The 24,240-nt window shown below is 40.9% G+C and carries 22 protein-coding genes and 1 other RNA gene; 5 read left to right on the top strand and 18 right to left on the bottom strand.

Annotated elements, in window-relative coordinates:
* Positions 1–17: 17 nt before the first annotated feature.
* A complete protein-coding gene (locus ADH92_RS01105) occupies positions 18–659 on the top strand; it encodes a YigZ family protein (protein ID WP_049496186.1) in 642 nt (213 codons plus the stop codon).
* A gap of 123 nt (positions 660–782) precedes the next feature.
* Entirely contained in the window at positions 783–1,706 is a 924-nt protein-coding gene (gene cysK / locus ADH92_RS01100; protein ID WP_049496183.1) for a cysteine synthase A, read from the top strand.
* Positions 1,707–1,755: 49 nt separating this feature from the next.
* Here the strand turns inward: cysK and ADH92_RS01095 are convergent, their stop codons facing one another.
* The 13 genes from ADH92_RS01095 to ADH92_RS01035 form a co-directional block, all read right to left on the bottom strand.
* Positions 1,756–2,121 (bottom strand): S1 RNA-binding domain-containing protein, encoded by a 366-nt coding sequence (locus ADH92_RS01095; RefSeq protein WP_049496180.1) that lies wholly within the window; start codon positions 2,119–2,121, stop codon positions 1,756–1,758.
* Between the two features lies 1 nt (position 2,122).
* Entirely contained in the window at positions 2,123–3,523 is a 1,401-nt protein-coding gene (locus ADH92_RS01090; RefSeq protein ID WP_049496177.1) for a bifunctional Cof-type HAD-IIB family hydrolase/peptidylprolyl isomerase, read from the bottom strand.
* A gap of 44 nt (positions 3,524–3,567) precedes the next feature.
* Positions 3,568–4,200, bottom strand: a complete 633-nt coding sequence (locus ADH92_RS01085; RefSeq protein WP_049496174.1) for a response regulator transcription factor — start codon at positions 4,198–4,200, stop codon at positions 3,568–3,570.
* Positions 4,197–5,213, bottom strand: a complete 1,017-nt coding sequence (locus tag ADH92_RS01080; protein WP_049496171.1) for an envelope stress sensor histidine kinase LiaS — start codon at positions 5,211–5,213, stop codon at positions 4,197–4,199. Before ADH92_RS01080 ends, ADH92_RS01085 begins: the two co-directional genes overlap by 4 nt.
* Positions 5,210–5,905, bottom strand: a complete 696-nt coding sequence (gene liaF, locus ADH92_RS01075; protein WP_049496168.1) for a cell wall-active antibiotics response protein LiaF — start codon at positions 5,903–5,905, stop codon at positions 5,210–5,212. The genes ADH92_RS01080 and liaF overlap by 4 nt, the downstream gene beginning before the upstream one ends.
* 119 nt (positions 5,906–6,024) lie before the next feature.
* Positions 6,025–7,893 (bottom strand): Stk1 family PASTA domain-containing Ser/Thr kinase, encoded by a 1,869-nt coding sequence (gene pknB / locus ADH92_RS01070; RefSeq protein ID WP_049496166.1) that lies wholly within the window; start codon positions 7,891–7,893, stop codon positions 6,025–6,027.
* Positions 7,890–8,630 carry a Stp1/IreP family PP2C-type Ser/Thr phosphatase gene (locus ADH92_RS01065; protein WP_049496164.1) on the bottom strand — a complete coding sequence of 247 codons (741 nt, stop codon included), beginning with the start codon at positions 8,628–8,630 and terminating at the stop codon, positions 7,890–7,892. Before ADH92_RS01065 ends, pknB begins: the two co-directional genes overlap by 4 nt.
* A 21-nt stretch (positions 8,631–8,651) precedes the next feature.
* A complete protein-coding gene (gene rsmB / locus ADH92_RS01060; RefSeq protein ID WP_049496161.1) occupies positions 8,652–9,965 on the bottom strand; it encodes a 16S rRNA (cytosine(967)-C(5))-methyltransferase RsmB in 1,314 nt (437 codons plus the stop codon).
* Positions 9,955–10,890, bottom strand: a complete 936-nt coding sequence (gene fmt, locus ADH92_RS01055) for a methionyl-tRNA formyltransferase (RefSeq protein ID WP_049496157.1) — start codon at positions 10,888–10,890, stop codon at positions 9,955–9,957. Before fmt ends, rsmB begins: the two co-directional genes overlap by 11 nt.
* An 11-nt stretch (positions 10,891–10,901) precedes the next feature.
* Positions 10,902–13,310, bottom strand: coding sequence for a primosomal protein N' (locus tag ADH92_RS01050; protein ID WP_049496155.1), 2,409 nt, complete (start codon positions 13,308–13,310; stop codon positions 10,902–10,904).
* 64 nt (positions 13,311–13,374) lie between these two features.
* Complete coding sequence (rpoZ, locus tag ADH92_RS01045; RefSeq protein WP_003010339.1) at positions 13,375–13,689, bottom strand: DNA-directed RNA polymerase subunit omega; 315 nt, start codon at positions 13,687–13,689, stop codon at positions 13,375–13,377.
* A 25-nt stretch (positions 13,690–13,714) separates the two neighbouring features.
* Complete coding sequence (gmk, locus tag ADH92_RS01040) at positions 13,715–14,347, bottom strand: guanylate kinase (RefSeq protein ID WP_049496152.1); 633 nt, start codon at positions 14,345–14,347, stop codon at positions 13,715–13,717.
* Positions 14,348–14,454: 107 nt separating this feature from the next.
* Positions 14,455–16,065, bottom strand: a complete 1,611-nt coding sequence (locus ADH92_RS01035) for a ribonuclease Y (RefSeq protein ID WP_049496148.1) — start codon at positions 16,063–16,065, stop codon at positions 14,455–14,457.
* Positions 16,066–16,298: 233 nt separating this feature from the next.
* Between ADH92_RS01035 and ADH92_RS01030 the strand changes: the two genes are divergently transcribed.
* Positions 16,299–16,781 (top strand): S-ribosylhomocysteine lyase, encoded by a 483-nt coding sequence (locus ADH92_RS01030; protein ID WP_024054576.1) that lies wholly within the window; start codon positions 16,299–16,301, stop codon positions 16,779–16,781.
* 229 nt (positions 16,782–17,010) lie between these two features.
* Here ADH92_RS01030 and ADH92_RS01025 read toward each other — a convergent pair whose 3' ends face one another.
* The 5 genes from ADH92_RS01025 to ADH92_RS01010 form a co-directional block, all read right to left on the bottom strand.
* Entirely contained in the window at positions 17,011–18,435 is a 1,425-nt protein-coding gene (locus tag ADH92_RS01025) for a cell division site-positioning protein MapZ family protein (protein ID WP_049496143.1), read from the bottom strand.
* Between the two features lie 11 nt (positions 18,436–18,446).
* Complete coding sequence (locus ADH92_RS01020; protein WP_049473358.1) at positions 18,447–19,604, bottom strand: THUMP domain-containing class I SAM-dependent RNA methyltransferase; 1,158 nt, start codon at positions 19,602–19,604, stop codon at positions 18,447–18,449.
* Between the two features lie 66 nt (positions 19,605–19,670).
* An RNA gene (rnpB, locus tag ADH92_RS10365) (RNase P RNA component class B) lies at positions 19,671–20,036 on the bottom strand.
* 16 nt (positions 20,037–20,052) lie between these two features.
* Positions 20,053–20,394, bottom strand: a complete 342-nt coding sequence (gene gpsB / locus ADH92_RS01015; protein ID WP_049496141.1) for a cell division regulator GpsB — start codon at positions 20,392–20,394, stop codon at positions 20,053–20,055.
* 69 nt (positions 20,395–20,463) lie between these two features.
* The gene (locus ADH92_RS01010; protein WP_049496138.1) at positions 20,464–20,991 is read right to left on the bottom strand and encodes an SLOG family protein; all 528 of its coding nucleotides are present in this window, start codon (positions 20,989–20,991) and stop codon (positions 20,464–20,466) included.
* 64 nt (positions 20,992–21,055) lie between these two features.
* Here ADH92_RS01010 and recU point away from each other — a divergent pair, with 64 nt between their 5' ends.
* Positions 21,056–21,649 carry a Holliday junction resolvase RecU gene (recU, locus tag ADH92_RS01005; protein ID WP_003010355.1) on the top strand — a complete coding sequence of 198 codons (594 nt, stop codon included), beginning with the start codon at positions 21,056–21,058 and terminating at the stop codon, positions 21,647–21,649.
* Positions 21,650–23,764 (top strand): penicillin-binding protein PBP1A, encoded by a 2,115-nt coding sequence (gene pbp1a, locus ADH92_RS01000; RefSeq protein ID WP_024054910.1) that lies wholly within the window; start codon positions 21,650–21,652, stop codon positions 23,762–23,764.
* Positions 23,765–24,240 lie beyond the last annotated feature (476 nt).

Raw genomic sequence — 24,240 nt, 5'->3', positions numbered from 1 at the left:
TTTTGTAAAATAAGAATATGGAATATATTACATTTAAAGAGAACGGCACTGTTCAAGAAGAAATCAAAAAATCGAAATTCATTTGTCATGTTAAACGCGTCTCTTCTGAAGAGGAAGCTAGAGATTTTATCAACGCGATCAAGAAGGAACACTACAAGGCCACACATAACTGTTCTGCTTTCATCATTGGAGAACATAGCGATATTAAACGGACCAGTGACGATGGCGAACCTAGTGGAACAGCGGGTGTACCGATGTTGGGAGTTTTAGAGAATCATCACATCACTAATAGTTGTGTTGTGGTTACCCGCTATTTTGGAGGCATTAAATTGGGTGCTGGCGGTCTGATTCGTGCATACGCTGGAAGTGTGGCTCAAGCAGTTCGAGAGATTGGACTTGTAGAAATCAAGGAGCAAGTTGTTCTTGGGATCACACTTTCTTATTCCCAATACCAAGAATTTGCTAATTTCTTAAAAGACAACAAATTGGTAGAACAAGATCCGATGTTTACAGATCGGGTGGCGACAACTATTTTTGTAGACAAAGAAGACACCAGTTCTATCACAGCTGCTTTAGTCGAATTTTATAATGGGAAAATCCTTATAGAAGATCAAGGAATTCGCGAGATTGAAGTACCCCTACTTTCTGTAGAAAAATAATCAAAGAAACTACCGGCAACGATAGTTTTTTTTTATCACACCCATAAAATTTCTATATTTTACATTCTTCCCACAAGAGACTATACTTGTTAGTATCAAGAAAACCTAGAACTGAGGTATATTATGGCTATTTATGAAAATATTACAGAATTGATTGGGAACACTCCGATTGTCAAATTGAACCGTCTTGTTCCTGAAGGAGCTGCAGATGTCTATGTAAAACTCGAAGCCTTCAACCCTGGATCATCGGTTAAAGACCGGATTGCTTTAAGCATGATTGAAAAAGCTGAAGCAGATGGCTTGATCAAACCAGGTGATACCATTGTCGAAGCAACTAGTGGAAACACTGGGATTGGTTTATCATGGGTTGGTGCAGCTAAAGGCTATAAAGTTGTGATTGTCATGCCTGAAACCATGAGTGTGGAACGTCGTAAAATCATCCAAGCCTATGGAGCTGAACTCGTTTTGACTCCTGGAAGTGAAGGAATGAAAGGTGCCATCGCTAAAGCTGAAGCAATCGCTGCAGAAAGAAATGGCTTCCTTCCTCTTCAATTTGAAAACCCTGCTAACCCAGAGGTACACGAGAGAACAACAGGACAAGAAATCGTTAATGCCTTTGGAAAAGATGGTTTAGATGCTTTTGTCGCAGGTGTTGGTACTGGTGGTACTGTTTCTGGTATTTCTCATACTTTGAAAAAGAACAATCCTGCTGTCAAAGTCTATGCCGTTGAAGCCAATGAATCTGCGGTCCTTTCTGGCGAAAAACCTGGACCACATAAAATCCAAGGTATTTCAGCAGGTTTTATTCCAAACACTTTAGACACTAACGCATATGATGGTGTTCGTCGTGTATCTTCAGAAGAAGCTTTCGAACTTGCACGCGCTATCGGTGGAACTGAAGGATTCTTAGTCGGTATCTCAAGCGCAGCTGCTATCTATGCTGCTATTGAAGTCGCAAAAGAATTAGGTAGCGGTAAAAAAGTTCTTGCCCTTGCACCAGATAATGGGGAACGTTACCTTTCCACTACTCTTTACGAATTTGAATAACTCACTATACCAAAAAACTTCGATAGGTTTCATCAACCTATCGAAGTTTTTATTTTTTTTCTTGTTTGCTAAAGAATGCTTTTCCTTCTTTGACCCAGGTTGGCATCTGTTGAGCTAAGGGAGCAAAACCACTTTTGTTGCGGTCATTTGAAAAACGATGGTGTCGAATACTTCGTTGCGGTGTTTCTTCTAAGGTTCTCAAAGAGAGACTGGCTTTCTTAGAATATTCATCAACATCAATGACTTGGACAAAGACTTTCTCTCCAATCGAAAGAATATCATGAATATTACTTACATAGCCACTTCGAATCTCTGAGATATGAATCAAGCCTGTGACACCCGACTCTAGTTCAACAAAGGCTCCATAAGGTTGAATGCCTGTGATGGTTCCTTCTAACTTATCTCCAATTTTCATTTTAGTCCTCAATTTCGATGGTTTGAATCACGACATCTTCTACTGGCTTATCCATCATACCTGTCTCAACAGCCGCAATCTCATCCAATACCACAAATGAAGCTTCATCCATCAATTGTCCAAATACGGTATGGCGTTGATCTAGATGAGGAGTTCCTCCTTCTGTCGTATAGATTTCGGCAATTTTTTCAGGCCAGCCACCGCGGACCAATTCCTTTTTCGAATATGGGAGATGTTGATTTTGTACAATAAAGAATTGGCTGCCATTTGTGTTTGGTCCAGCATTTGCCATTGAAAGGGCTCCGCGAATATTGTACAATTCTTTTGAAAATTCGTCTTCAAAGCTCTCACCATAGATGGATTCACCACCCATACCTGTACCAGTAGGATCTCCCCCTTGGATCATGAAATCTTTAATAATCCGATGGAAAATGACACCATCATAATAGCCAGACTTAGCAAGAGCCACAAAATTTGCAACTGTTTTTGGCGCTTGATCTGGGAACAATTGAATTTTCATCTCACCGTGATTGGTTTTGATCACAGCTATAGGACCTTCAACCACACCAAGTTCCAACTGCGGTAACGTCAATTCTTTTTCAACCATATTTAACTCCTCTAAGGCATAGAATATGCCATCTTCTTCCAAATTCTTAGTGATATAATCAGCTTTTTCTTGTAACTCTGGGGCAGATATTCCCATTGCGATACTAATCCCAGCATAATCAAATAGTTCAAGATCATTTAAGCCATCCCCAAATACCAAAACATTTTCTGGCTTCAAGCCCAAATGATTTACAAGTTGAGAGACTCCAGAAGCCTTTGATCGATCAAAACGAACAACATCAGATGAATGTGGGTGCCATGGAACTAGACGTAACTCCTCTTGTAAGGAAGGTGATAATTCTAAATCACCATCATCTTCATCAAAGGTCCACATTTGGAAAATTGGTTCTTTCAAATGAAGATCTGGATCTACTGGTAAGTTGGGATAAATGATGTCAATAGCATCACTGATCAAAGGTGTACGATTGGACAGGGCAGCTTGATGACTAGCCACTAACCCATAATCAATCTGGGATTCTTTGGCCCAATCCACAAAAGAAGAAACGATTGCTTCATTGATTGGTGATTGGTAGATCACAGTTCCTTTGGTATCTTCAATATAGGCACCGTTTAAGGTGACTAGAAAATCCGGCTTTAAGTCCATAATTTCAGGAACAACTCCAAAAACCCCTCTACCGGTTGCAATCCCTGTTCGAATTCCCTTTTCTTTCAACTGACGAAAGACGTCTTTTACAGATTCTGGGATCAATCCAGTTTCTTTTGCACGTAATGTATCGTCAATATCAAAAAAGACGATTTTTACTTTTTTTGCTTTATAACGTAATTTTGCGTCCACTTGTCTCCCCCTATTTTCCTTGCTCTATTATAGCATGTTTCAACTTAAAAATCTTCCTGATTCACCAGATGGTGTCGGAAGGCATAGACGACTGCTTGTGTCCGATCACTAACTTCTAGTTTCGATAAAATATTGGAGACGTGGGTTTTCACCGTTTTTAAAGAAATAAAGAGTTCATCTGCTATGCGTTGATTTTCATATCCTTTGGTCAATAAAGACAGAATATCTCGTTCTCTAGCCGTCAAATCATCATGCAATTCAGCATGGTTCTTGCGTGACTCAACTTTTTGACTAACTTCTGTCTCGATCGCAAATTCTCCCTTTGCAACCTTCCTTACAGCCTGTAGGATCTCAGTTGCCGACGAAGTCTTTAAGATATAACCTTTTGCACCTGCATCTAAAACCGGGTAGATCTTTTCGTTATCCAAATAAGACGTCAAAATGACAATTTTAGCTTCCGGCCACTCTTTTAGGATGGCTAGAGTTGCATCGATTCCATTTAGCTCTGGCATCACAATATCCATGATGATGACGTCTGGTCTTTCTTTCAGCGCCAACTCCACGCCTTCTTGCCCATTTTGTGCCTCTGAGACTTGCTCAATATCGGTTTGCATGGACAAAAAGCTTTTTAATCCCAACCGGACCATTTCATGGTCGTCTACTAATAATACTTTCATACAGTTTCCTTTTCATTTTTATCTTTTACAAGGAGGGGAACACGAATATCTACAGCTACTCCCTTTTGAGGACTCGTTCTTATTTTAATGGTTCCCGCCATGTCTTCTACACGTTCTTGAATATTTTTCAACCCATAACTCAATCGTTCCAATTTTTCCTGCTCAAATCCGATTCCATCATCTACCATCCGTAAATGAAGTTGTTTCCCCTCCTGATGCAAAAAGACATCCATTTGTTGAGCTCTAGCATGTTTCAAGGTATTGCTGACAATTTCTTGGACGATCCGAAACAGATGTTCTTCCATATCTTTTGGAATACTCACTTCATTATGATGGAAGACAACGGTTAGGTTACTCTTTTCCTTCAATTCTCTAAAAATCATCTCCATACCTTCTACTAAACTTTTTCCTTCCAATTCTGTAGGACGAAGATGTAAGAGCAAGACACGTAGATCATTTTGGGCTGTACCCAAAATATCCGATACCCCATTTAATTGCTGCTGAATCTGGTTTTTCTCTAACTCAAGAGCCTGTGAAGCCACTCCGGACAAAATCATATTAGCTGCAAACAATTCTTGACTAACCGTGTCATGTAGATCGCGCGCAATTCTCTTACGCTCGATTTCAATAATTTCTTCCTCATTTCGCATCACACGATTTTCACTCTTTTGTAAATTTTCTTCAAGTCGATGTAACCTCTTATCCAATAAATCTAACTGTTGATTCAATTCTTTGGGGGCAATTTCTTTTTGCTGGGAACCATTCATAATAGCTTCCACCTTTTGTTGTACCGCATGAACTGTCACAAATTGCGTGATCTTCATAATCAAGAGAACTAAAGCCGTCAATGCAAGCGTCAGACTAAAAATCAAAAATAGGAATGATTGAAGCAAGGAAAGATCTGAAAGAAGTTTGCTCCACTGAAAACCAACAAAATGAAAAATGGTATGACAAATGACCGCAACCACCATTAGGGAATAGAAGTACAAAAGGAGATAGTCTAATTTTTTCATGCGCGAATCACCTCTACATCCCCAACGATTCCAACTAATACAATTTTAATAGAACGGTGCGACCTCCGATAATGTGCCGTTTCAATATCTAAGGTTTCATTCCTCATCTTTCGGATAGGAAGATCCAAAAACTTCAGATTTCCATAAAGCGTGTTAATTTGTAAATGAAGCTCCAAATCAATCGGTAAGATAATTTTTGTATTTCCAAAACCTTTCCGAATAATCACCACATTATCCCAATTGCATATGGCAACCTCCTCTAAATGAAGGGTGTCATTCCCAAAAACTCGGATCACATTCAGATCTCGATATCCTCGACCTTGCTTTGAAAAATGTTGTAAATCACCAATCCATCGAGTTTTTTCCTGACGAATTTCGGTATTCTCTTCAACATCAAACATAACTGCTTCATTTTCCTTATACATATAAGGGTAGGCGATCAATAAACCATAAACCACCGCAAATAAAATGGCTGCAATCACAAAAGGATTCAGCATCACGATAAAAAATAGAAGCACACTCAGTGCGATTAATAGAAAATTCGCTTTTTGTTTGCCAAAATAGTAATACAGAAGGAGCAAAAAGAGAACCATCAAGACAACAAATCTGGAAAAATCGATTGATAAAATGGTGATCGCTGCTAATGTTAACAAAACGGCTTCAACGAAAATAAAAATTTGTATTTTCCACATAGTCTACCTCATCTTTTCCTATTTTATCAAATTTTTCCTCATTTGACTTCCGTCTGTGGTTGGATAATCGCATGCAATCAAAAAGACCCAGAAACCCATCTGAGTCTTAAACTGAATTATTAATCTCCACCAGTTGCACTACTGCTGGAACTTTCTGTATCCGATCGTTCCGTAGAAGAAGAACTTGATGTTTCTGAACTGGATGAGGCTTTCGTACTTGAAGAAGCTGTCACTTTAGGCTCATATACCGTCAAGACAATTCGTGTTCGGTTAATGTCCACCGTACTCGAAACTTCTGGAGTTTGACTGACAATTTGACCTGCAGAAACAACTACCCCATCAGGGAGATGTTCCGTTTTTCTTAATTCGATATTGGCTTCTTTAATACCATAGATTTCAATTAAATTACTTCTAGCAAAATCATAGGTTGATCCAACATAGTTTGGCATTTCAATTGAAGTTGTTTCTTTTGCTACTTTTAAAACAATCTTGGTCTTTGAACTCAAAGAATATTGCTCTCCTGGAGCTGGGGTTTGTTCAAGAACTGTCCCTGCAGGATCATCAAAGGTCTCAACTTCTTCAATCGTGATCATTTTGCTCGATACTTTATAAGTGTTTTTCAGATCCTCTTCAGCTGCTGCCCGTGTTTCGCCCACGTAATTTGGCATTTCAAAGCTGTTTGGTCCTTTTGAAACGATCAAATCAATTCGACTTTGTTCTTTCTTTTGGGCCCCTGCATTGGGATTGGTTCGAATGACATAACCTTCTGCAACCGAATCACTGTACTCTTCTTTCTCTTCACCAACTTGAAGGTCTTGTCCCTCAATAACGGCTCTAGCTTCGGCAATGGTTTTGCCGGAAACATCTGGAACGGTTTTATTGGCCGGGCTCATATACAACAAGAAGGTAAAGGCTGCAAGAACTAGGGCAATGGCAACAAACAAGACCTTGTAGCGCGCCCGCAAGCGTCTTCTTGGATTTTTGCTTGGGGCCATTGTCTGTTGGTTAGATAATGGTCGATTAGGATCTACCGAACTGATTTCATTGCGTACCTCAGAGATTGGAACAGGAGCCGTCTTTGGAGTTGGACTCACTTTTGGAAGAGTTTTTGTATCAGCTTTCGCTTGGTCTTCAAAAATCAGTTTTTTCTCATTTCTTCTCTCATAGGACAAACAACTTGAAAGATCCACATACATCTCTGCCACTGACTTATAGCGATCCGTCAGTTTTTTAGCTGTCGCTTTGATCACCACATTTTCTAGAGCTTGTGGAACATTCTTATTTTCCTCACGAATAGATGGGAGAGGCTTTTGAAAATGCTGCAAAGCAATTGTGACTGCACTGTCCCCATCATAAGGAATGTGCCCGGTTAACATCTCATAGAAAATGATCCCCATAGCGTAGATATCACTTTGAACCGTTGCTTTCGATCCACGCGCCTGCTCAGGGGACAAATAATGAACCGACCCCAACATCGAGTTGGTCTGGGTCAAGCTAGTCTCTGCAAAGGCCACTGCAATCCCAAAGTCTGAAACTTTCGCTGTTCCATCTGGTGTCAAGAGGACATTCTGTGGTTTTAAATCTCTGTGGATAATGCCACGCGTATGGGCAAGACGCATAGCGAGAAGAATTTGCCCCATTAAACGAACAGCTTCTTCATTTGATAAAGGTGCATTTTCTTTGATATAGCGTTTTAAGTCTAAACCTGCAACATATTCCATTGCAAGGTATTGTTGCCCTTCTTCTTCGCCAATGTCTGTAATCCGAACGATATTTGGATGGTCCAGTTCTGCCATCGCTTTTGCTTCACGCTGAAAACGAGCAACTGCAATAGGATCTGTCTGGTAATTCGTACGCAGCACCTTGACTGCAACTTCTTCCCCATCTAAAATCAAATCACGCGCAAGATAAACATCTGCCATCCCGCCGCGCCCAATTTGTTGGATGATTTTATATCGCCCGGCAAAAATTTTGCCGATTTGAATCATGCTGCGTCCTCCTCAGTAAAGTGGAGTAGTACAACAGTGATATTATCCAAGCCTCCAGCATTATTGGCAAAGCGAATCAATGCTTGAGCCTTCTCTTCAAGCGTAACATCACTCAAGACAATGTCTCTGATTTCATCTGGGCCAATCATATTCGTTAAACCATCACTATTGATCAAAATGTAATCATCTGCTTCAACAGTCACCAAACCATAATCAGGCGCCAACTCATCTTTTTGACCAATGGACTGAGTGATGATGTTCCGCTGAGGATGATGGGCTGCTTCTTCTTCTGTAATTTGTCCTGCTCGTAAAAGAGCATTTACAAGAGAATGATCACTGGTCAACTGCTGGTATTCACCGTGGCGAATGAGACCAATCCGCGAATCCCCAACATGGGCATAAATCACTTGTCCTTCTACAAAAGCCAAAGCTTCCAGTGTCGTTCCCATTCCTTTGTGCTCATCATCTTGCCCAGCTAAATGAATCCGTCGGTTCACAGCTTCTAAATGTTCTGCAAACCATTCACGTACTTGATTAACCGTCTCGATCTCAGAAGAAACCCAGGCTGCACCTAGGTCTGTGACTGCCATTTCACTAGCAATATTTCCGGCACGGTGCCCCCCCATACCATCAGCAAGAAATACCATAGATTTTCCTGCCTTGTTTTTATATTGATTTGCATAGTCTTGGTTATTTGTCCGTCTTTGACCTACATCGGTTAAGATCGTCATATCCATACTGTCAGTTTCCTCCTGATATTATGACATTCTCTTAAAACGACTGATAAAGAAGCCGTCGCTTCCATATAATTCGGGTGTAATAAGGATACAATCATTCTTGAGAATATCTTTTCTTTCGTGCTCCAATGGAACTTGTTTGAAATTTGGATGGTGTTTCAAAAATTGGTCCACCACTTCAAAATTTTCTTTCCCCATAATTGTACACGTACTGTACACTATTATACCACCTTTACGCACACTTTGACAAACACTATCCAGAATCGCCAATTGAATAGCTTGTAAAGATATAAAATCTGCACCCTCTTTATTGTACTTGATATCAGGCTTTCTCCGTATCAGACCTATCCCCGAACAAGGTGCATCCACCAAAATTTTATCGAAAGCATCTGTTCCAAATGTTTCATAGACTTTTGTCGCATCTAACTTCTTTGTCAAAATTTTGTCCGCAACATGGAGCCGATTAGCATTTTCTTGAATCAATTTGAGTTTATGGTCATAGAGATCCAGGGCTGTGACTTTCCCAGTCGTGAGATAAGAAGCGATGTGAGTCGTCTTTCCACCTGGCGCTGCACAGGCATCTAAAACCCACTCATCCCCTTGCAAATCCAAAGCTGGCGCCACCAATTGACTGGACTCATCTTGAATGGCAATGCGTCCTTCTTTAAACAAAGTGTGCGCTGCAAAATGTCCCTGATCTTTCACGAGGGCAGACGGAGCAAGTAGAGAGGACGTTGCTTCGAGTAGCTGAGCCAACTCTTCTTTTTCGTCAAGATCAATCACACGAATACTTGATTTATTACGCTGATAGAGACTCTTAAAAATAGCGCAAGAACGTTCTTCACCATATTCTTCGATCAATGCTTTGACCAACCATACAGGTAGAGAATACTCTACTGAATAACGTTTGTTCTTTCGCTTAATCGTATCAATAGCTGGTAGTCCCTCGCGAAGGAGCTTTCTAAGAATAGCATTGACAAACTTCTCACTGCCTTCTTTTCGACCTTTTGCTATCCGGACAGCTTCATTGACGATGGCATGGTCAGGAATGCGATCCAAGTAGACTAGCTGATACAAACTCATCAGCAAAAGATAATAGAGCCAAGGATCTAATTTCGTCCGGTCCTCAATCACGTGGGCGAGATACCACTCGAGTGTTATCTTCCGCGCTACGGTACCATATACAACTTCCGTAACAAAACTTCTATCTTTATCTGAAAGTTGAGAATGTTCTAGTGCTTGATTTAAGGCAAGATTAGAATAGGCTCCATGTTCAAAAACCTCTTCTAAAACTCCAAGGATCTGTTCACGCGCATTCATTTGTTTACCTTCCAAAGCGATCTCCTACTTTCAATTGACGGCCCGCACCATTCAAAAAGTCTGTAATGGACATTTTTGGTTTTCCTGCCGGCTGCACAACTTTGAGGGATAGCGCGCCTTCACCTGCAGCTACTACCAACTCTTTTTTGCTCAAACCAATCACTTCTCCTGGATTTCCATTGCCCTCGCATAGCTCTGCTTCATAAACTTTAAAGCGTTGATCATTTAACAAGGTATGAGCGACAGGCCAAGGATTCATCCCTCGGATCTGGTTAAAAACTTGTCGGTTGGTTTTGGTCCACTCCAAAACTTCTTCTTCCGGCAAAATATTTGGTGAAAATGTGACCAAACTAGGATCTTGTGGCCTTGGCTGGATCTCCCCTGCTAGGTAATCTGGCAAAGTATCTAGGAGTAGATCCCGTCCAAGGACAGCCAATTTTTCAAACAAGGTTCCCACATTGTCCTCATCTAAAATTGGGAGAGAACGAGCTGCAATCATGTCTCCAGCATCCATTTCTTTGACCATTTCCATAATTGTAACCCCAGCTTCTTCATCGCCATTGATCAAAGCATAATGAATCGGCGCACCACCTCTATATTTAGGTAACAAAGAAGCGTGGACATTCACCGCAAATTGGAAGTTCTCCAACAATTTTGTCGGTAAAAATTGCCCAAAAGCAGCGGTCACAATTCCATCTGCATCTAGTGATAAGAGAGTTTCCATTTCTGGACTACCCGATAATTTCTCAGGTTGCAGAACCGGTAGTTGATGTTCCAAAGCTACCTGCTTCACCGGGGTCATTCGAATCTCTTTTTTGCGACCTACTTTGCGGTCTGGTTGAGTCACAACTGCCAAAATTTCATAGCGCGAATCTGCTAACAATCCCTTTAAAACCGTCGCTGAAAAATCAGGCGTTCCCATAAAAATTAATTTTGTCATTTCTTTCTTCCTTACATAAAACTTTGAGGTTCATTATCAATACTAACTCGTAAATCTTGGTTACCTCTTTCTTGTGTAAATTCTAAGATTTGATTCAAGACCTGTGTCAGGACTTCTTCAAAACGATATTTCACAATGATTTGATAATGATACAAATTATGTGTGCGTGCAATTGGTTTAGGTGTTGGTCCTAAGATTTGGACCTGATCAGATAAGCCAGATCGGAGAATTTCCATGACCTGATGTGACTTCTCCATCACAATTTCCTCACTCTTATGTGATAAGGTTAACCCAACTGTGAAGTAATAAGGCGTATAGCCTAACTGCCGGCGAATCTGCATTTCATAGGCAAAAAAGCCTTCATAATCTTGGTCTTTGGCAAATCGAATCGCATAATGATTGGGGTTGTAGCTCTGAATGATAACCTCTCCTTCTTTCTCTGCTCGCCCAGCTCTTCCAGCCACTTGGGTCAGGAGTTGAAAGGTTCTCTCTGAAGATCGGTAATCTGGTAAATTCAGAGAAGTATCCGCATTTAGAACGCCTACAAGGGTAACATTTGGAAAATCCAACCCCTTCGCAATCATTTGCGTCCCTAACAAAATATCCGCTTCACCATTCCCAAAAGCATCTAATATCGCTGCGTGGCTCCCTTTTTTTCGGGTGGTATCCACATCCATGCGCAAAATTTTAGCCTCAGGAAAGATCTCTTGTAATTCATCATAGGCTTTTTGCGTTCCTGTCCCGTAATAACGAATGGAAGGACTTTGACAATTTGGACAGTGTCGAGGAATCGCCTTGCTATAGCCACAATAATGACAGTTCATGGTTTTAGTATCCATGTGGAGGGTCAGTGAGATATCACAATTGGGACAAGTATCTACAGTTCCACACTCGCGACACATGACAAAGCTGGAATAACCACGGCGGTTCAACATCAAGACAACCTGCTCTTTTTTCTGCAAGCGATCAGCAATAGCTTCCACTAGAACAGGAGTGAAGTTACCAGCTTCATTTTGGCCAATATAATCACGGAAATCAACGACTTTAACTTCTGGAATTTTGGCTGCCGGATTGGCCCGCTGGGTTAGACGAATTAATTCATAAACCCCTTTTGTTGCACGAGCCCTCGATTCTAAACTTGGTGTAGCAGATCCAAGAAGCAAGACTGCTTGATTGTACTGAGCCCTTAGGACTGCGACTTCCCTTGCGTGGTAGCGTGGATTACTATCTTGTTTGTAGGAAGCCTCATGCTCCTCATCAATGATGATGGCTCCGATGTTTTTTAAAGGGGCAAAGATGGCTGAGCGCGCTCCAACGACTACCTTGGCCTCCCCACGTTCAACTTTTCGCCATTGATCATACTTCTCACCATTTGATAAGCCCGAGTGCAGAATAGCTACTTCCTGGCCAAAACGCGAGATAAAACGATCCGTCATCTGTGGCGTCAGGGAAATCTCAGGAACCAACATAATAGCCGTTTTCCCCTTATTTAGAACTTCTTGAATAATCTGCAGATAAACTTCCGTTTTTCCACTTCCAGTCACACCTTCTAATAAAAAAGGCTTTGATGTTTTCCCAATTTGAGAAACTACTGTTTCGACAGCTTTTGCTTGCTCTGAATTTAAAAGCAGGGCCTGGGTCTGTTCTTTTCCTTCATAATACGCAGCCGCCCGATTCACTTCTCGTTCTGTAATTTCTAAAACACCCTGATCAATAAAATAAGCCACTACTTCTCGTGAAAAATCCTGATACAATCCTGCTAAGGGTTGCTCCCCTTGCTCTAGTAACAGGCGCTCTTTCAATGCTAGTCTTTTTTTAGCTCTCGCTGATGGTTGAAGTTCTTTTAATCCTTCCTGGTTAACGCGATACCATTTTTCTGTTTTAATTTGTTTCTTATCCTTGGCCTTGTATTCAAGTACCAAATCTCCCTTTCTGACCAACCGCATCACTTGGGCTTGATCGGCCACATCTAGAGAAGAAAAAGAAACTTCATTTTTTTCACCAAAAAGTTTCACTTTGAGAGTTGGATCTAAAGAAGGTTGAGGATACAAAATCTTATCATAACTCGAATTGAGAAGAGAAGGAAGCATGGTTTTTAAAATCGTGATCTTATAAGAAAAAACACTTTTTCGTAATTGATCTGCCAACCAGAACTGCTCTTGATTTAAGACCGGAGTGTAATCCAAGACCTCCACAATCGCTTTTAATTCCTCGCTTGTGTCTGCCTCTTCTAAAACATCTACCACAATCCCTTGAATGAGGCGATTCCCTTTACCAAAGGGGACATGAACTCGCATACCTGCCTCCACCATATCTTCAAATTCTGATGGAATCTGATAGGAATAGGGTTTATCCGTCTGCATCAATGGAACATCTACGATGACTTTTGCTATCACTTTTTCACCTCCAGCCTCTATCATATGAGCTTTACTTTATCACGGAACCCTTTAAATAGCAAAAAATAAGATTGAGAAGTCCCCAACCTTAAATTTTTTCACCATCTTCTTTTTCTTTGGCAATTTGTTCCTTAATTTTGCGCTCTTCTTCTTCTTTGCGGATTCGCTCTGCTTCAATCCGACGACGAAGCGCTTCACGTTTTGCTTCTGGATCCGGGTGAACAACTACGTTTCCTGACTCGATTTCTTCAAGCGCTTGTAAGGTTGATTTGACCGATTGGAATTCTTGAGTTGGCACTGCACCACTTTCCAATTCGTGGGCCCGTTTTGCCTCAAGAATGACCAATGAATATTTTGAGGGTACTTTATCAAGCAATGTATCAATAGAAGGTTTTAACATCATATTCCTATACCTAATTTCTAATTATTTATCTCTTCACAATAGTTTGTGTTTTTGGTAACATATCCAGATAATGCCCAATGACACGGTCTACACGGAAATGTTCTGCTTCGATCACACGTTTGACACGTTCAGCAGCAAGAGGAACTTCATCGTTCACAATTGCGTAGTCATATTCACGCATCATGGCGATTTCTTCTTTTGCTTTTTCAATCCGTTGCGCAATGACTTCTGCACTATCTGTTCCGCGTCCCACTAATCGATCTTGTAATTCCTCCAAATCAGGCGGCGTTAAGAAGATAAAAACTGCATCTGGCACTTTTTTCTTTACTTGGAGCGCACCTTGAACTTCAATTTCAAGGAATACATCGATTCCTTTGTCCAAGGTTTCATTCACATAAGTTAAAGGAGTCCCATAGTAATTTCCAACGTACTCAGCATACTCTAACATTTGCCCTTGACGGATCAAATCTTCAAATTCTTCACGTGTACGGAAAAAATAATCGACACCATCCACTTCACCTGGACGTTGTGCACGCGTCGTCATCGATACAGAATACTGAAACTGATTGTCCGAGTTTTCAAAAATTTCTCGTCTGACCGTTCCTTTTCCAACCCCTGAAGGGCCAGAAAATACAATTAATAAGCCACGATCCGCCATGATTTCTCCTTCAATGTCTTTCTATCTAGTGTAACAAAAATCGGCCTAATTTTCAACTGATTTTTTTCATTCAAAAAGCTTGAGATGCTAGATCTCAAGCTTTTCGTTTATTTTGCGTAATCTACTGCACGCAATTCTCGAATAACGGTAACCTTAATGTTTCCAGGATATTCAAGATTTGATTCTATCTTCTCACGAATATCATGAGCTAAGATCGTCACTTTATCATCCTTGATTGCCTCAGGGCTCACCATAATACGGATTTCACGTCCTGCTTGAAGGGCGAAACTTGTCTTAACTCCTTCAAAGCTGTTTGCAATTTCTTCAAGATCTTGCAAACGTTTGATGTAACTTTCAAGTGACTCACTTCGTGCTCCAGGTCGAGCCGCACTCAAGGCATCAGCTGCAGCGACAATGACTGCGATAACACTTTCAGGCTCCACATCTCCATGGTGACTGGCAATAGTATTGACAACCACTGGGTGTTCTTTATACTTACGTGCCAATTCTGTCCCAATCTCAACGTGACTTCCTTCCACTTCACGGTCAATCGCTTTACCGATATCATGCAAGAACCCTGCACGTCGTGCCAAAGTAGCATTTTCACCCAACTCACTGGCAATAATACCAGAAAGTTTGGCAACTTCAATGGAGTGACGCAAAACGTTTTGACCATAAGATGTACGGAATTGCAACCGTCCCATGATTTTCATCAAATCTGGATGGAGGTTTGGCGCCCCGATTTCATAAGCAGCGGCCTCACCGTATTCACGAATACGATTGTCAATTTCCTGACGGTTCTTCTCAACCAGCTCTTCGATGCGGGCTGGATGGATGCGACCATCTTTGAGAAGGCTCTCCATTGTCATACGGGCAATTTCACGACGAATCGGATCAAACCCTGACAAGGTCACCACCTCTGGCGTATCATCGATAATCACATCAACCCCCGTCAAGCTCTCAAAGGTACGAATATTGCGTCCTTCACGCCCAATAATCCGGCCCTTCATGCTATCATCAGGCAAATGAACGGTTGAGTTTGTTTGCTCTGCAACAAAATCACCAGCCATTCGCTGCATGGCTTGCACGAGAATGTCTTTTGCAATTTTATCAGAACGTTCTTTCACTTCCAGTTCTGCTTCACGAATTCGTGATGCAATTTCTTTTGAAAGTTGATCTTCCGTCTGATTCAAAATAATGTCACGCGCTTCTCCTTGACTTAGAGCAGCGACACGTTCCAGTTCTTCTACTTTCTTGTGTTCAAGCTCTTCCAGCTGTTGTTCACGCGTATCAATGTGTTTAGTTCTATCTGTAAGACTTTGCTCTTTGTGTTCAAGAGACTGTTCTTTGCTTGTTAAAATGTCGTCTTTGCGATCAAGATTGCTAGCACGTTCTGCCAAACGGCTTTCTAATTGCTTCAATTCTTGTCGTTCTGACTTAAACTCAGCATCGACCTCTTCACGATATTTTCTGGCTTCTTCCTTTGCCTCCAAAAGTGCTTCTTTTTTAAGTGAACTTGACTCATGCTTCGCCTCTTTTAAAATCAAATCGGCTTCACGTTCTGCCTGTCCACGTAAATTCGTTGCTTCTTGTTCAGCATTTAAAAGGGTGAGTTCCGCAGCTTCTTTTGAAGCTTTCATTTTAAGAGCAGTTCCCACATATCCAATGACTAAACCAATGACCGCGGCAAAAACACCTGTTGTAATTACAAAATTCATGCTTTTACCCCAAATCTATTTAATTAGTTGAATTAAAAATTCTTTTACATTTTACCATAAATTACTAAAATTAACAATCTAAAAAAACAGGAAAAACCTTTTATATTTTTGCTTAACCCTTATTCTTTTATCCACGTTTCTTTCATGGAACACCTGTGAGAAATTCATCTATTTCCACTTTGTTGAATCTGCTTTTTATGCTATAATCAAGAAAAACAAAGAAGGATTTGAGTATGACAAAAGAAGTAATTGTTGAAAGTTTTGAATTGGACCACACAGCTGTGAAGGCTCCTTATGTACGCTTGATTGGTGAGGAAACTGGACCAAAAGGAGATATCATCTCTAACTTTGATATTCGCCTAGTGCAGCCGAATGAAAATGCGATTCCAACAGCAGGGCTCCACACAATCGAGCATCTTCTTGCGATGCTCATTCGCAAACGCATAGATGGTATGATTGACTGTTCCCCATTTGGATGTCGCACCGGTTTTCATATGATCATGTGGGGACAGCATTCAAGTACGGAAATTGCTAAAGTGATTAAAGAATCTTTAGAAGAAATTGCATCTGTCAGCACTTGGGAGGATGTCCCAGGCACAACCATTGAGTCTTGTGGAAATTACAAGGATCACAGTCTCTTCTCAGCCAAAGAATGGTGCCGCCTGATTCTAGATCAAGGAATTTCAGACGATCCATTTGAACGTCATCTTGTTTAATACGAAAAAGAGGCTGGGACAAAAGTCCTAGCCTCTCAATTATTTTTAGATTGTCGAGCAAGACGCAGTGGTTGAGTGGGCTCTACTACGCTGATTTCATCAGCTTWTACAKYCCTACTCAACTGTGCGGAGGTGGGACGACGAAATCGAATTCTAACGAATTACCGATTTCTGTCCCACTCTCTTTTTTATTGTCATTTTTCCCAGAAAAGGGATGTTTGATCAAGCATTAATAATCCAGAGCATCTGAATGACCTTTCCCGTTTCCTACGAAATAACCAGTTTTGGCATTGATACTAAAGAGATAGGTTCCATCTGGTTTGAAGAGGTTATAATAGCCATTACCGTTAATGATATTGACACGCTCTAAAATGTATTGATTGCCAGTGATATGTCCACGTTTACGAGCAATATTCAATACTTTTTCAAGGATACCATCACCAAACACCCAGGCCGGGTTATTGACATCATTGATAGCTGCTTGGTTATACGGCACACGGCTCAGGTTCCGCTGAAGTGGGACGCCATCGCTTGGAAGACCGTACCCTGAATAGCCTGGACTTGCAGCTCCTGCACCACTTGTAGCAGCATTGACAGCTGGGGTTGTAGGCGTTGCTGCTTGAGCTGGGGCCGGTGTCGCATTAGAAGTATCTGTACCACCTGTTCCTGTTACTGGGGCCGGTGTCGCGACCTGTTGTGAACGTCCTTGCGCTACCGCCTCATTTAATAAGCTATCTAATTTTTCATTGCCTGTCTTTGTTTCTGCAAAGGTTGCATCACTTTTTGCTTTGGCAGTTGCATCAAGAACTCCATCTTTGATGACTGGAGAACTGAATTGAGAATTCACTTTTTGAATGGCAGAAACTTGCTTCACAAGGTCTTCATATTTTGTTTTAGCCACATTATAATCACTGCTTCCTTCTAATTTGTCCAGCAGTTTCTTCAGATTTTCCAAGTCTCCGAATTTATCATTCTTAAGCCCACTTTTCGATTCGTCTACAAAAAAGGCATCGTAGGCTTTGGTAAACTCTTCCAATTTTTGAGCTTGTGTTTCACTGCTACTTGATTTAGAAGTAGAAGATGACTTGCTAGATGAAGAAGATACAACTGTTGTACCACCAGATTTTCCACGACTGTGCATCCAGTTATAGGTCACAAAAATGGCCGAACCGACAATCGCAAGACCTAATGCAGAGTATAGAACCACTTTGATTCGTTTACCAGCATTGCTTGGAGTTTCCTCAGGAAGGTCCTCTGTTTCTACAATTGGTTCAGTTGGTGTGGGTCCAAATTTTATCTTAGCAGGTAATTCTGTTGAGATAGCATCCATTTCAGGTCTTTGTTCCAAGACCGTTTCCGTTACTTCCGGTGCCTCCACTACTTCAGCTACTTCAGCAACTGTTTCTGTAGCTGCCAACTCTTCAGCTTTAGCCAATTCCTCTTTGGCCAAAATCTTTGTATCGTATTTTTCTGCTTCAATTTCTGCTCGGTGTTGTTTGATGTATTTGTCTAAGACATTATCGCCCTCTGTTACACCTGCTTCAATTTCTTCTGCCTTTCGATTGGCCTGCCCAATCGTCATCTCTTTAGCGTCTTCAAAATCTAAAATTGATTCTGTTTCTTGCTCTAATGGCTTTTTATCCTTCTCTGTCATAAAAATCCTTTCTATGCCTTTATCTGCCGTTTTACTCGTTCCCCAAAATATTGGTAGAGATCAACTTTTAGGGTTCCGTTATAAAGTTTTCGTTTTTTATCTGCTTTACTACCGAATTTAGATTCAAAACCTTCATCACTGGTTAAGATAAATTTACTCCAGGTTTTGAGAGGTGCAAATACGTGCCCCATTTCAGTATACAATTTCGTCACACCTTCATCATCGGATAAGCGTTCTCCATATGGAGGGTTGGAGATAATCACCCCGTTGATCTTATCTGAGTGAAGATCTTGGACTCGCATCTGTTTGAAAGTAATGTCACTGCTAACGCCCGCTTTCTGGGCATTTTCTTTGGCAATCTCAACCATCCGTGCATCGATATCGGTTCCCATAATATCCAATTCGATCTCGCGATTGATTTTTCTGCTTGCTTCTTGACGGACTTCATGAATCAAGCGATCATCCATCCAGTTCCATTCTTCAAAAGAAAAGGTCCGACGTAAACCAGGTGCCATATTTCTCGCAATCATCGCTGCCTCAATACAAAACGTTCCAGAACCACATGTCGGGTCAATCAAGGGTTTATCTGGATACCAGTTTGACAGCAGAAGAATTGCTGCTGCCATATTTTCCTTAATAGGGGCTCCCCCTTTTTCAGTCCGATAACCACGTTTGAAGAGGCTACTACCAGTGGTGTCAATCAAGACAGTGGCTTGGTCTTTAAGGATCGATACTTCGATCTTGAACTCTGCCCCATTTTCCATGAGAGGAACACCTTCTGGTCGGGCATAGTGTTTTTGTAACTTTTTAACCACTGCTTTTTTCGAAATGGCCTGAACGCTAGGTTCATTATGGAGTTTTGATTTGACACATTTAGCCTTAGAAATAGGAAAACGTGCTCCTAAAGGCAAATAATTTTCCCAATCCAAAGCAAAGACACCTTGAAAGAGTTCTTCAAAGGTTTTGGCTGGAAAAGTCCCAACCACAATTTTTACTCGATCAGCCGAGCGCAACCAGAGATTGGTCTCTATGATTGCTCGACGGTCTCCTTGAAATCGAACCCGTCCATTTTCAACCTGGCAATCGTAACCGAGATCGCGTAGTTCTCGACCAACAACAGCCTCTATGCCAGCAGCGGCCGTTGCAATCAATTCAAATTGTTTTTTCATCTTATTCCTATCACTTTAAAAAAGGAGGTTGAGATCTCTCTCCACCTCATCAACCTATATGCAATTTTCTATAAGCCATGTTTTGTTCCAGAAATGACTAGGTACCATTTCCTTCGATAATCATCTGTCTACTGTTTCCAGTCAGAATGCTATGTTCGTTTCCACGCATTCCATGCCCCGACCAAAGTTTGGGTTGCTAGCTTGAGGGGTTTACCGCGTTCCACTTTTTAGGTTTCCCTAAAAACTACGTCACTGTGGCACTTTCAGAGCTACTAGAGCTTATCCTTAGACTTAGCTCCTTCACTCGCCGTAACTTGAATACCAAGTCCCTAGGCTTATGGATTCACCTAGCACAAACACTACAGGCATCACAGCCTGTGCTAGCATGGACTTTCCTCATGAGAGCATTCTCCCACGCGATTATCCAAAAATTGCACGATCTATGGGATTAATAATCGCGATCTACGATCTGTTTCCCAAAAACTTCTTTTTCCAAACGATTGAGACGTTTGAGAATATCAAAGTTCGTCGCTGTTGTCACTTGCGGGTATTCTTGCGTAGCAGTGCTAGCAATCGGAGATGTTTGTGGTGTTTCCTGTGCTTTTTGGGCAAGTTCTTCACGAAGGCGTGCGTTTTCTTCACGCAATTCCTTCACCAAAGCAGCATAGGTTTCATAGTCTTTTATGACATCATCCAAAAATTCATTTACTTCATCTTTATTATAACCACGAACTTCTCGTTTGAAATCTTGATCAAAAATATCTTTCGCAGTAAAAATAATACTCGCCATTACTCTCTCCAATCTAGTTCATCATCTCAATTATATAAAAAAATGGTAAGAAAAATCAAGGTATAACACTTAGTTTTCGTAAAAATTTTCAGCAAGTTCATTTAAGTCATCAAAACTTAATTGTTTGACATAAAATGGTTCTTTTTCTACCATCATTTTGTAAAGATATTTTAAATTGGTTTCATTTTCTGGATCATAAAAAACATAAGCTCCATCCGCGTTATCTATCAAAAACTGATTGTATTCTTTTAGTTGACCCGGATTGCTATAGTGTGGATAGGCATATTTCACGAAATCCACCTGTTTGAAGCGTGCTAATAATTCCTGATTGCTTTCATTCCAATTTTCGCCAACATTCTCAAATAGGAAGATCGTCGCCATTTGAAAATCGTAATCTTTTTTTAATGCAAAGGCGACCTCTAGTACCCAAGCCTCAAATCCCAAATTACCAGAAAAGACCAGCCATTTCACTTCTTCTTCAAATAGACGACGAAGATCTCTTTCAATGGCTTTTTTGATAATGGTCAGTCGAGGGTCTTTATTGGAAAAGACTCCCACATCAAAACTCTTATAACCTGCAACAAGTATGGTATTCATTTTTTCCTCATTATTCTAATTTATGATATAATAGAGTGATGTAATTGTACCAATAAGGAGAACTATGGTCAACTATCCACATAAAGTAGCCAAAAAAACCTTGGTCTCTACACAAAGGAAACATCCAGTCGACTTTGCGAATCGTGGGATGACATTTGAAAAAATGATCAATGAAAGCAATCAATACTATCTTTCTCGAGGTCTAGCAGTCATCCATAAAAAACCAACACCGATTCAAATCGTGAAAGTGGATTATCCACGTCGCAGTCGGGCAAAGATTGTTGAAGCCTATTTCAGGCAAGCCTCAACGACGGACTATTCTGGAGTATACAAGGGACGCTATATCGATTTTGAAGCGAAGGAAACACAGCAAAAGCAATCCATGCCGATGAAAAATTTTCATCAACATCAAATCGATCATATGGAGGCAGTTGTTCAGCAAGGCGGTATCTGTTTCGTTCTCTTGCATTTTGCAAAGTTGAGTGAAACCTACTTACTTCCTGCTCCTGCATTAATTCACTATTACAACATCGATCATGGTAGTAAATCCATGCCCCTCTCCTATATTCAGGAGCACGGCTTTCTAGTAGATAAGAATCGTCTTCCAAGCGTTCCTTATCTTGATATTATCGAACAGAAACTTCTAGGCGGTATTTAAATGAATAAACAAACAGTCATTCAATGGTTGAAATATGTTGCCATCGCAGCCATTTCATTTTTCTTACTTTTATTTGTCCTCGGTGGACTGATATTTAGTTACTATGCTATGAAAGCACCAACCTTGTCTGAAAAAGATTTGGTTGCAACAACATCTAGTAAGATCTATGACAACCAAAATAACTTGATCGCGGATTTGGGAGCTGAGAAACGAATCAATGTCACAGCCAATGAAATCCCTACTGATTTGGTCAATGCTATCGTTGCGATTGAAGACCACCGTTTCTTCAATCACCGTGGGGTCGACATCATTCGGATCGGCGGTTCCTTCCTTCACAACTTACGAGGAGGAAGTCAAGGTGGGTCAACCTTGACGCAACAATTGATCAAGTTAACCTATTTCTCCACTTCAGCCTCTGACCGTACCCTCTCTCGTAAGATCCAAGAAGCTTGGTTAGCAACCCAACTAGAAAAGAAAGCAACCAAACAAGAAATCTTGACCTATTACGTCAATAAAGTATTTATGGCGAATGGGAACTACGGAATGCAGACAGCTGCGAAAAGTTATTACGGAAAAGATCTAAAAGATCTTTCGCTCCCTCAATTGGCACTCCTTGCGGGGATGCCCCAAGCACCAAACCAATACGATCCATACTCCCATCCTGAAGCAGCGCAACAGCGCCGAAACTTAGTATTAAAAGAAATGCTCGATATGAAGACCATTTCTAACAAACAATACGAAGCAGCGGTCAATACACCTGTTACAGATGGTCTGCAAAGTCTCAGTTCTTCAAGCAGTTACCCAGCCTATATGGATAATTACCTAAAAGAAGTGATCGAGCAAGTCGAAGAAGAAACGGGCTACAATTTGTTGACAACCGGAATGGATGTCTATACAAACGTGGATACAGAAGCTCAAAAGAAACTATGGGATATCTACAATACAGATGAATATGTCAATTACCCGGATGATGAAATGCAAGTAGCTTCTACCGTTATTGATGTCAATACTGGTAAAGTCATTGCTCAGCTGGGTTCTCGTCACCAATCCAGCAATGTTTCCTTTGGTACAAACCAAGCGGTTGAAACGAACCGTGACTGGGGTTCAACAATGAAACCAATCACAGATTACGCACCAGCTCTTGAACATGAGGAATATACCTCTACAGCAGCTACTACAACAGATGCGCCATACAACTTCCCTCATTCATCAACGCCTGTCTACAACTGGGACCGTTCATACTATGGTAGCATGTCCATTACCTACGCAATTCAACAATCTCGTAACGTGCCTGCGGTGAAGGCCCTGGAAAAAGTTGGTCTTAAACAAGCTAAGAAATTCCTCAATGGATTAGGGATCGATTACCCAGAAATGGTTTACGCCAACGCTATCTCGAGTAACACTAGCGATTCTAGCAACAAATACGGAGCCAGCAGTGAGAAAATGGCAGCTGCCTATGCTGCTTTTGCCAATGGCGGTACCTATTACAAACCATCCTATGTTAGTCGGGTTGTCTTTAGTGATGGCACAACCAAGGAATTTGAGTCCGAAGGAACTCGTGCAATGAAAGCAACAACTGCCTACATGATGACAGATATGATGAAGACAGTTCTCTTGTCTGGTAGCGGTACAAATGCTGCCATTTCGGGAATCTACCAAGCTGGTAAGACAGGTACATCAAACTATGCTGATAACGAAATCGGTAAATTGACAAAAAATGCTTATTCAAATATTGTAACACCGGATGAATTGTTTGTAGGCTACACTCCTGAATATGCCATGGCAGTATGGACAGGTTATTCCAATCGCTTTACACCAGTATTGGATAATGGAATACAGGTCGCAACGGATGTCTACCGTCAAATGATGCTCTATCTTGCTAATAATAATAACTCTGGTCATACGGATTGGACGCAACCAAGTGGACTGTATCGAAGTGGTTCTTATCTCTACTTAAACAATGGTAAGAACAACTACAATAACTACTACTATGAGCCAAGTTATTCCACTGATCAGTATTCGTATGAAGAACCATCGTCTAGCTCTTCGAACGAAGAAAATCAATCTAAACCATCTGAGCCTTCTTCGCAAGACTCTAACAATCATAACGAATAATATAATGGGGAAGTCGGGCTTTTTGCCCGGCTTTTTTAAATGATGGTTGAACAATCAGAACCTTCTCGTTCTTATTTTAGAATCCAACACTTATAAATCTAGTTTATTTAGTTAGACTTCCCAACTTTTTATTTTTGAATATATAAAAAAAGAGCCTTTTGGCTCCTTTTAGAATGTAGACAAACTATTTTAAAGTAAAATAAGTTAAGTGATTCTGCAAAAAACAAAATTGAGTTCCAATTTTTAAATCGATTTAAGAAAATACTGAAACTTTCCGCTGTAAGAAAAGTGCCTGAAACGTTATTGTTTCAGGCACTCGGAATTATTGAGAGTAAAACAGTTTGGGAAACTGTTTTAGCCTGAGCCCAGAAATTAAAGAGCGAAGGGGCTCAATACAAATTGAACAAGGGCTGCGGATTGTGTCAAAAAGATAAGTTCTCCTAGAATCGAAAGATTCTGCGTCAAACTTCCTATTT

Source organism: Streptococcus parasanguinis (genome assembly GCF_001073155.1).
GTDB lineage: Bacteria > Bacillota > Bacilli > Lactobacillales > Streptococcaceae > Streptococcus > Streptococcus parasanguinis_D.
This window is presented reverse-complemented; position numbering and strand designations above follow the sequence as displayed.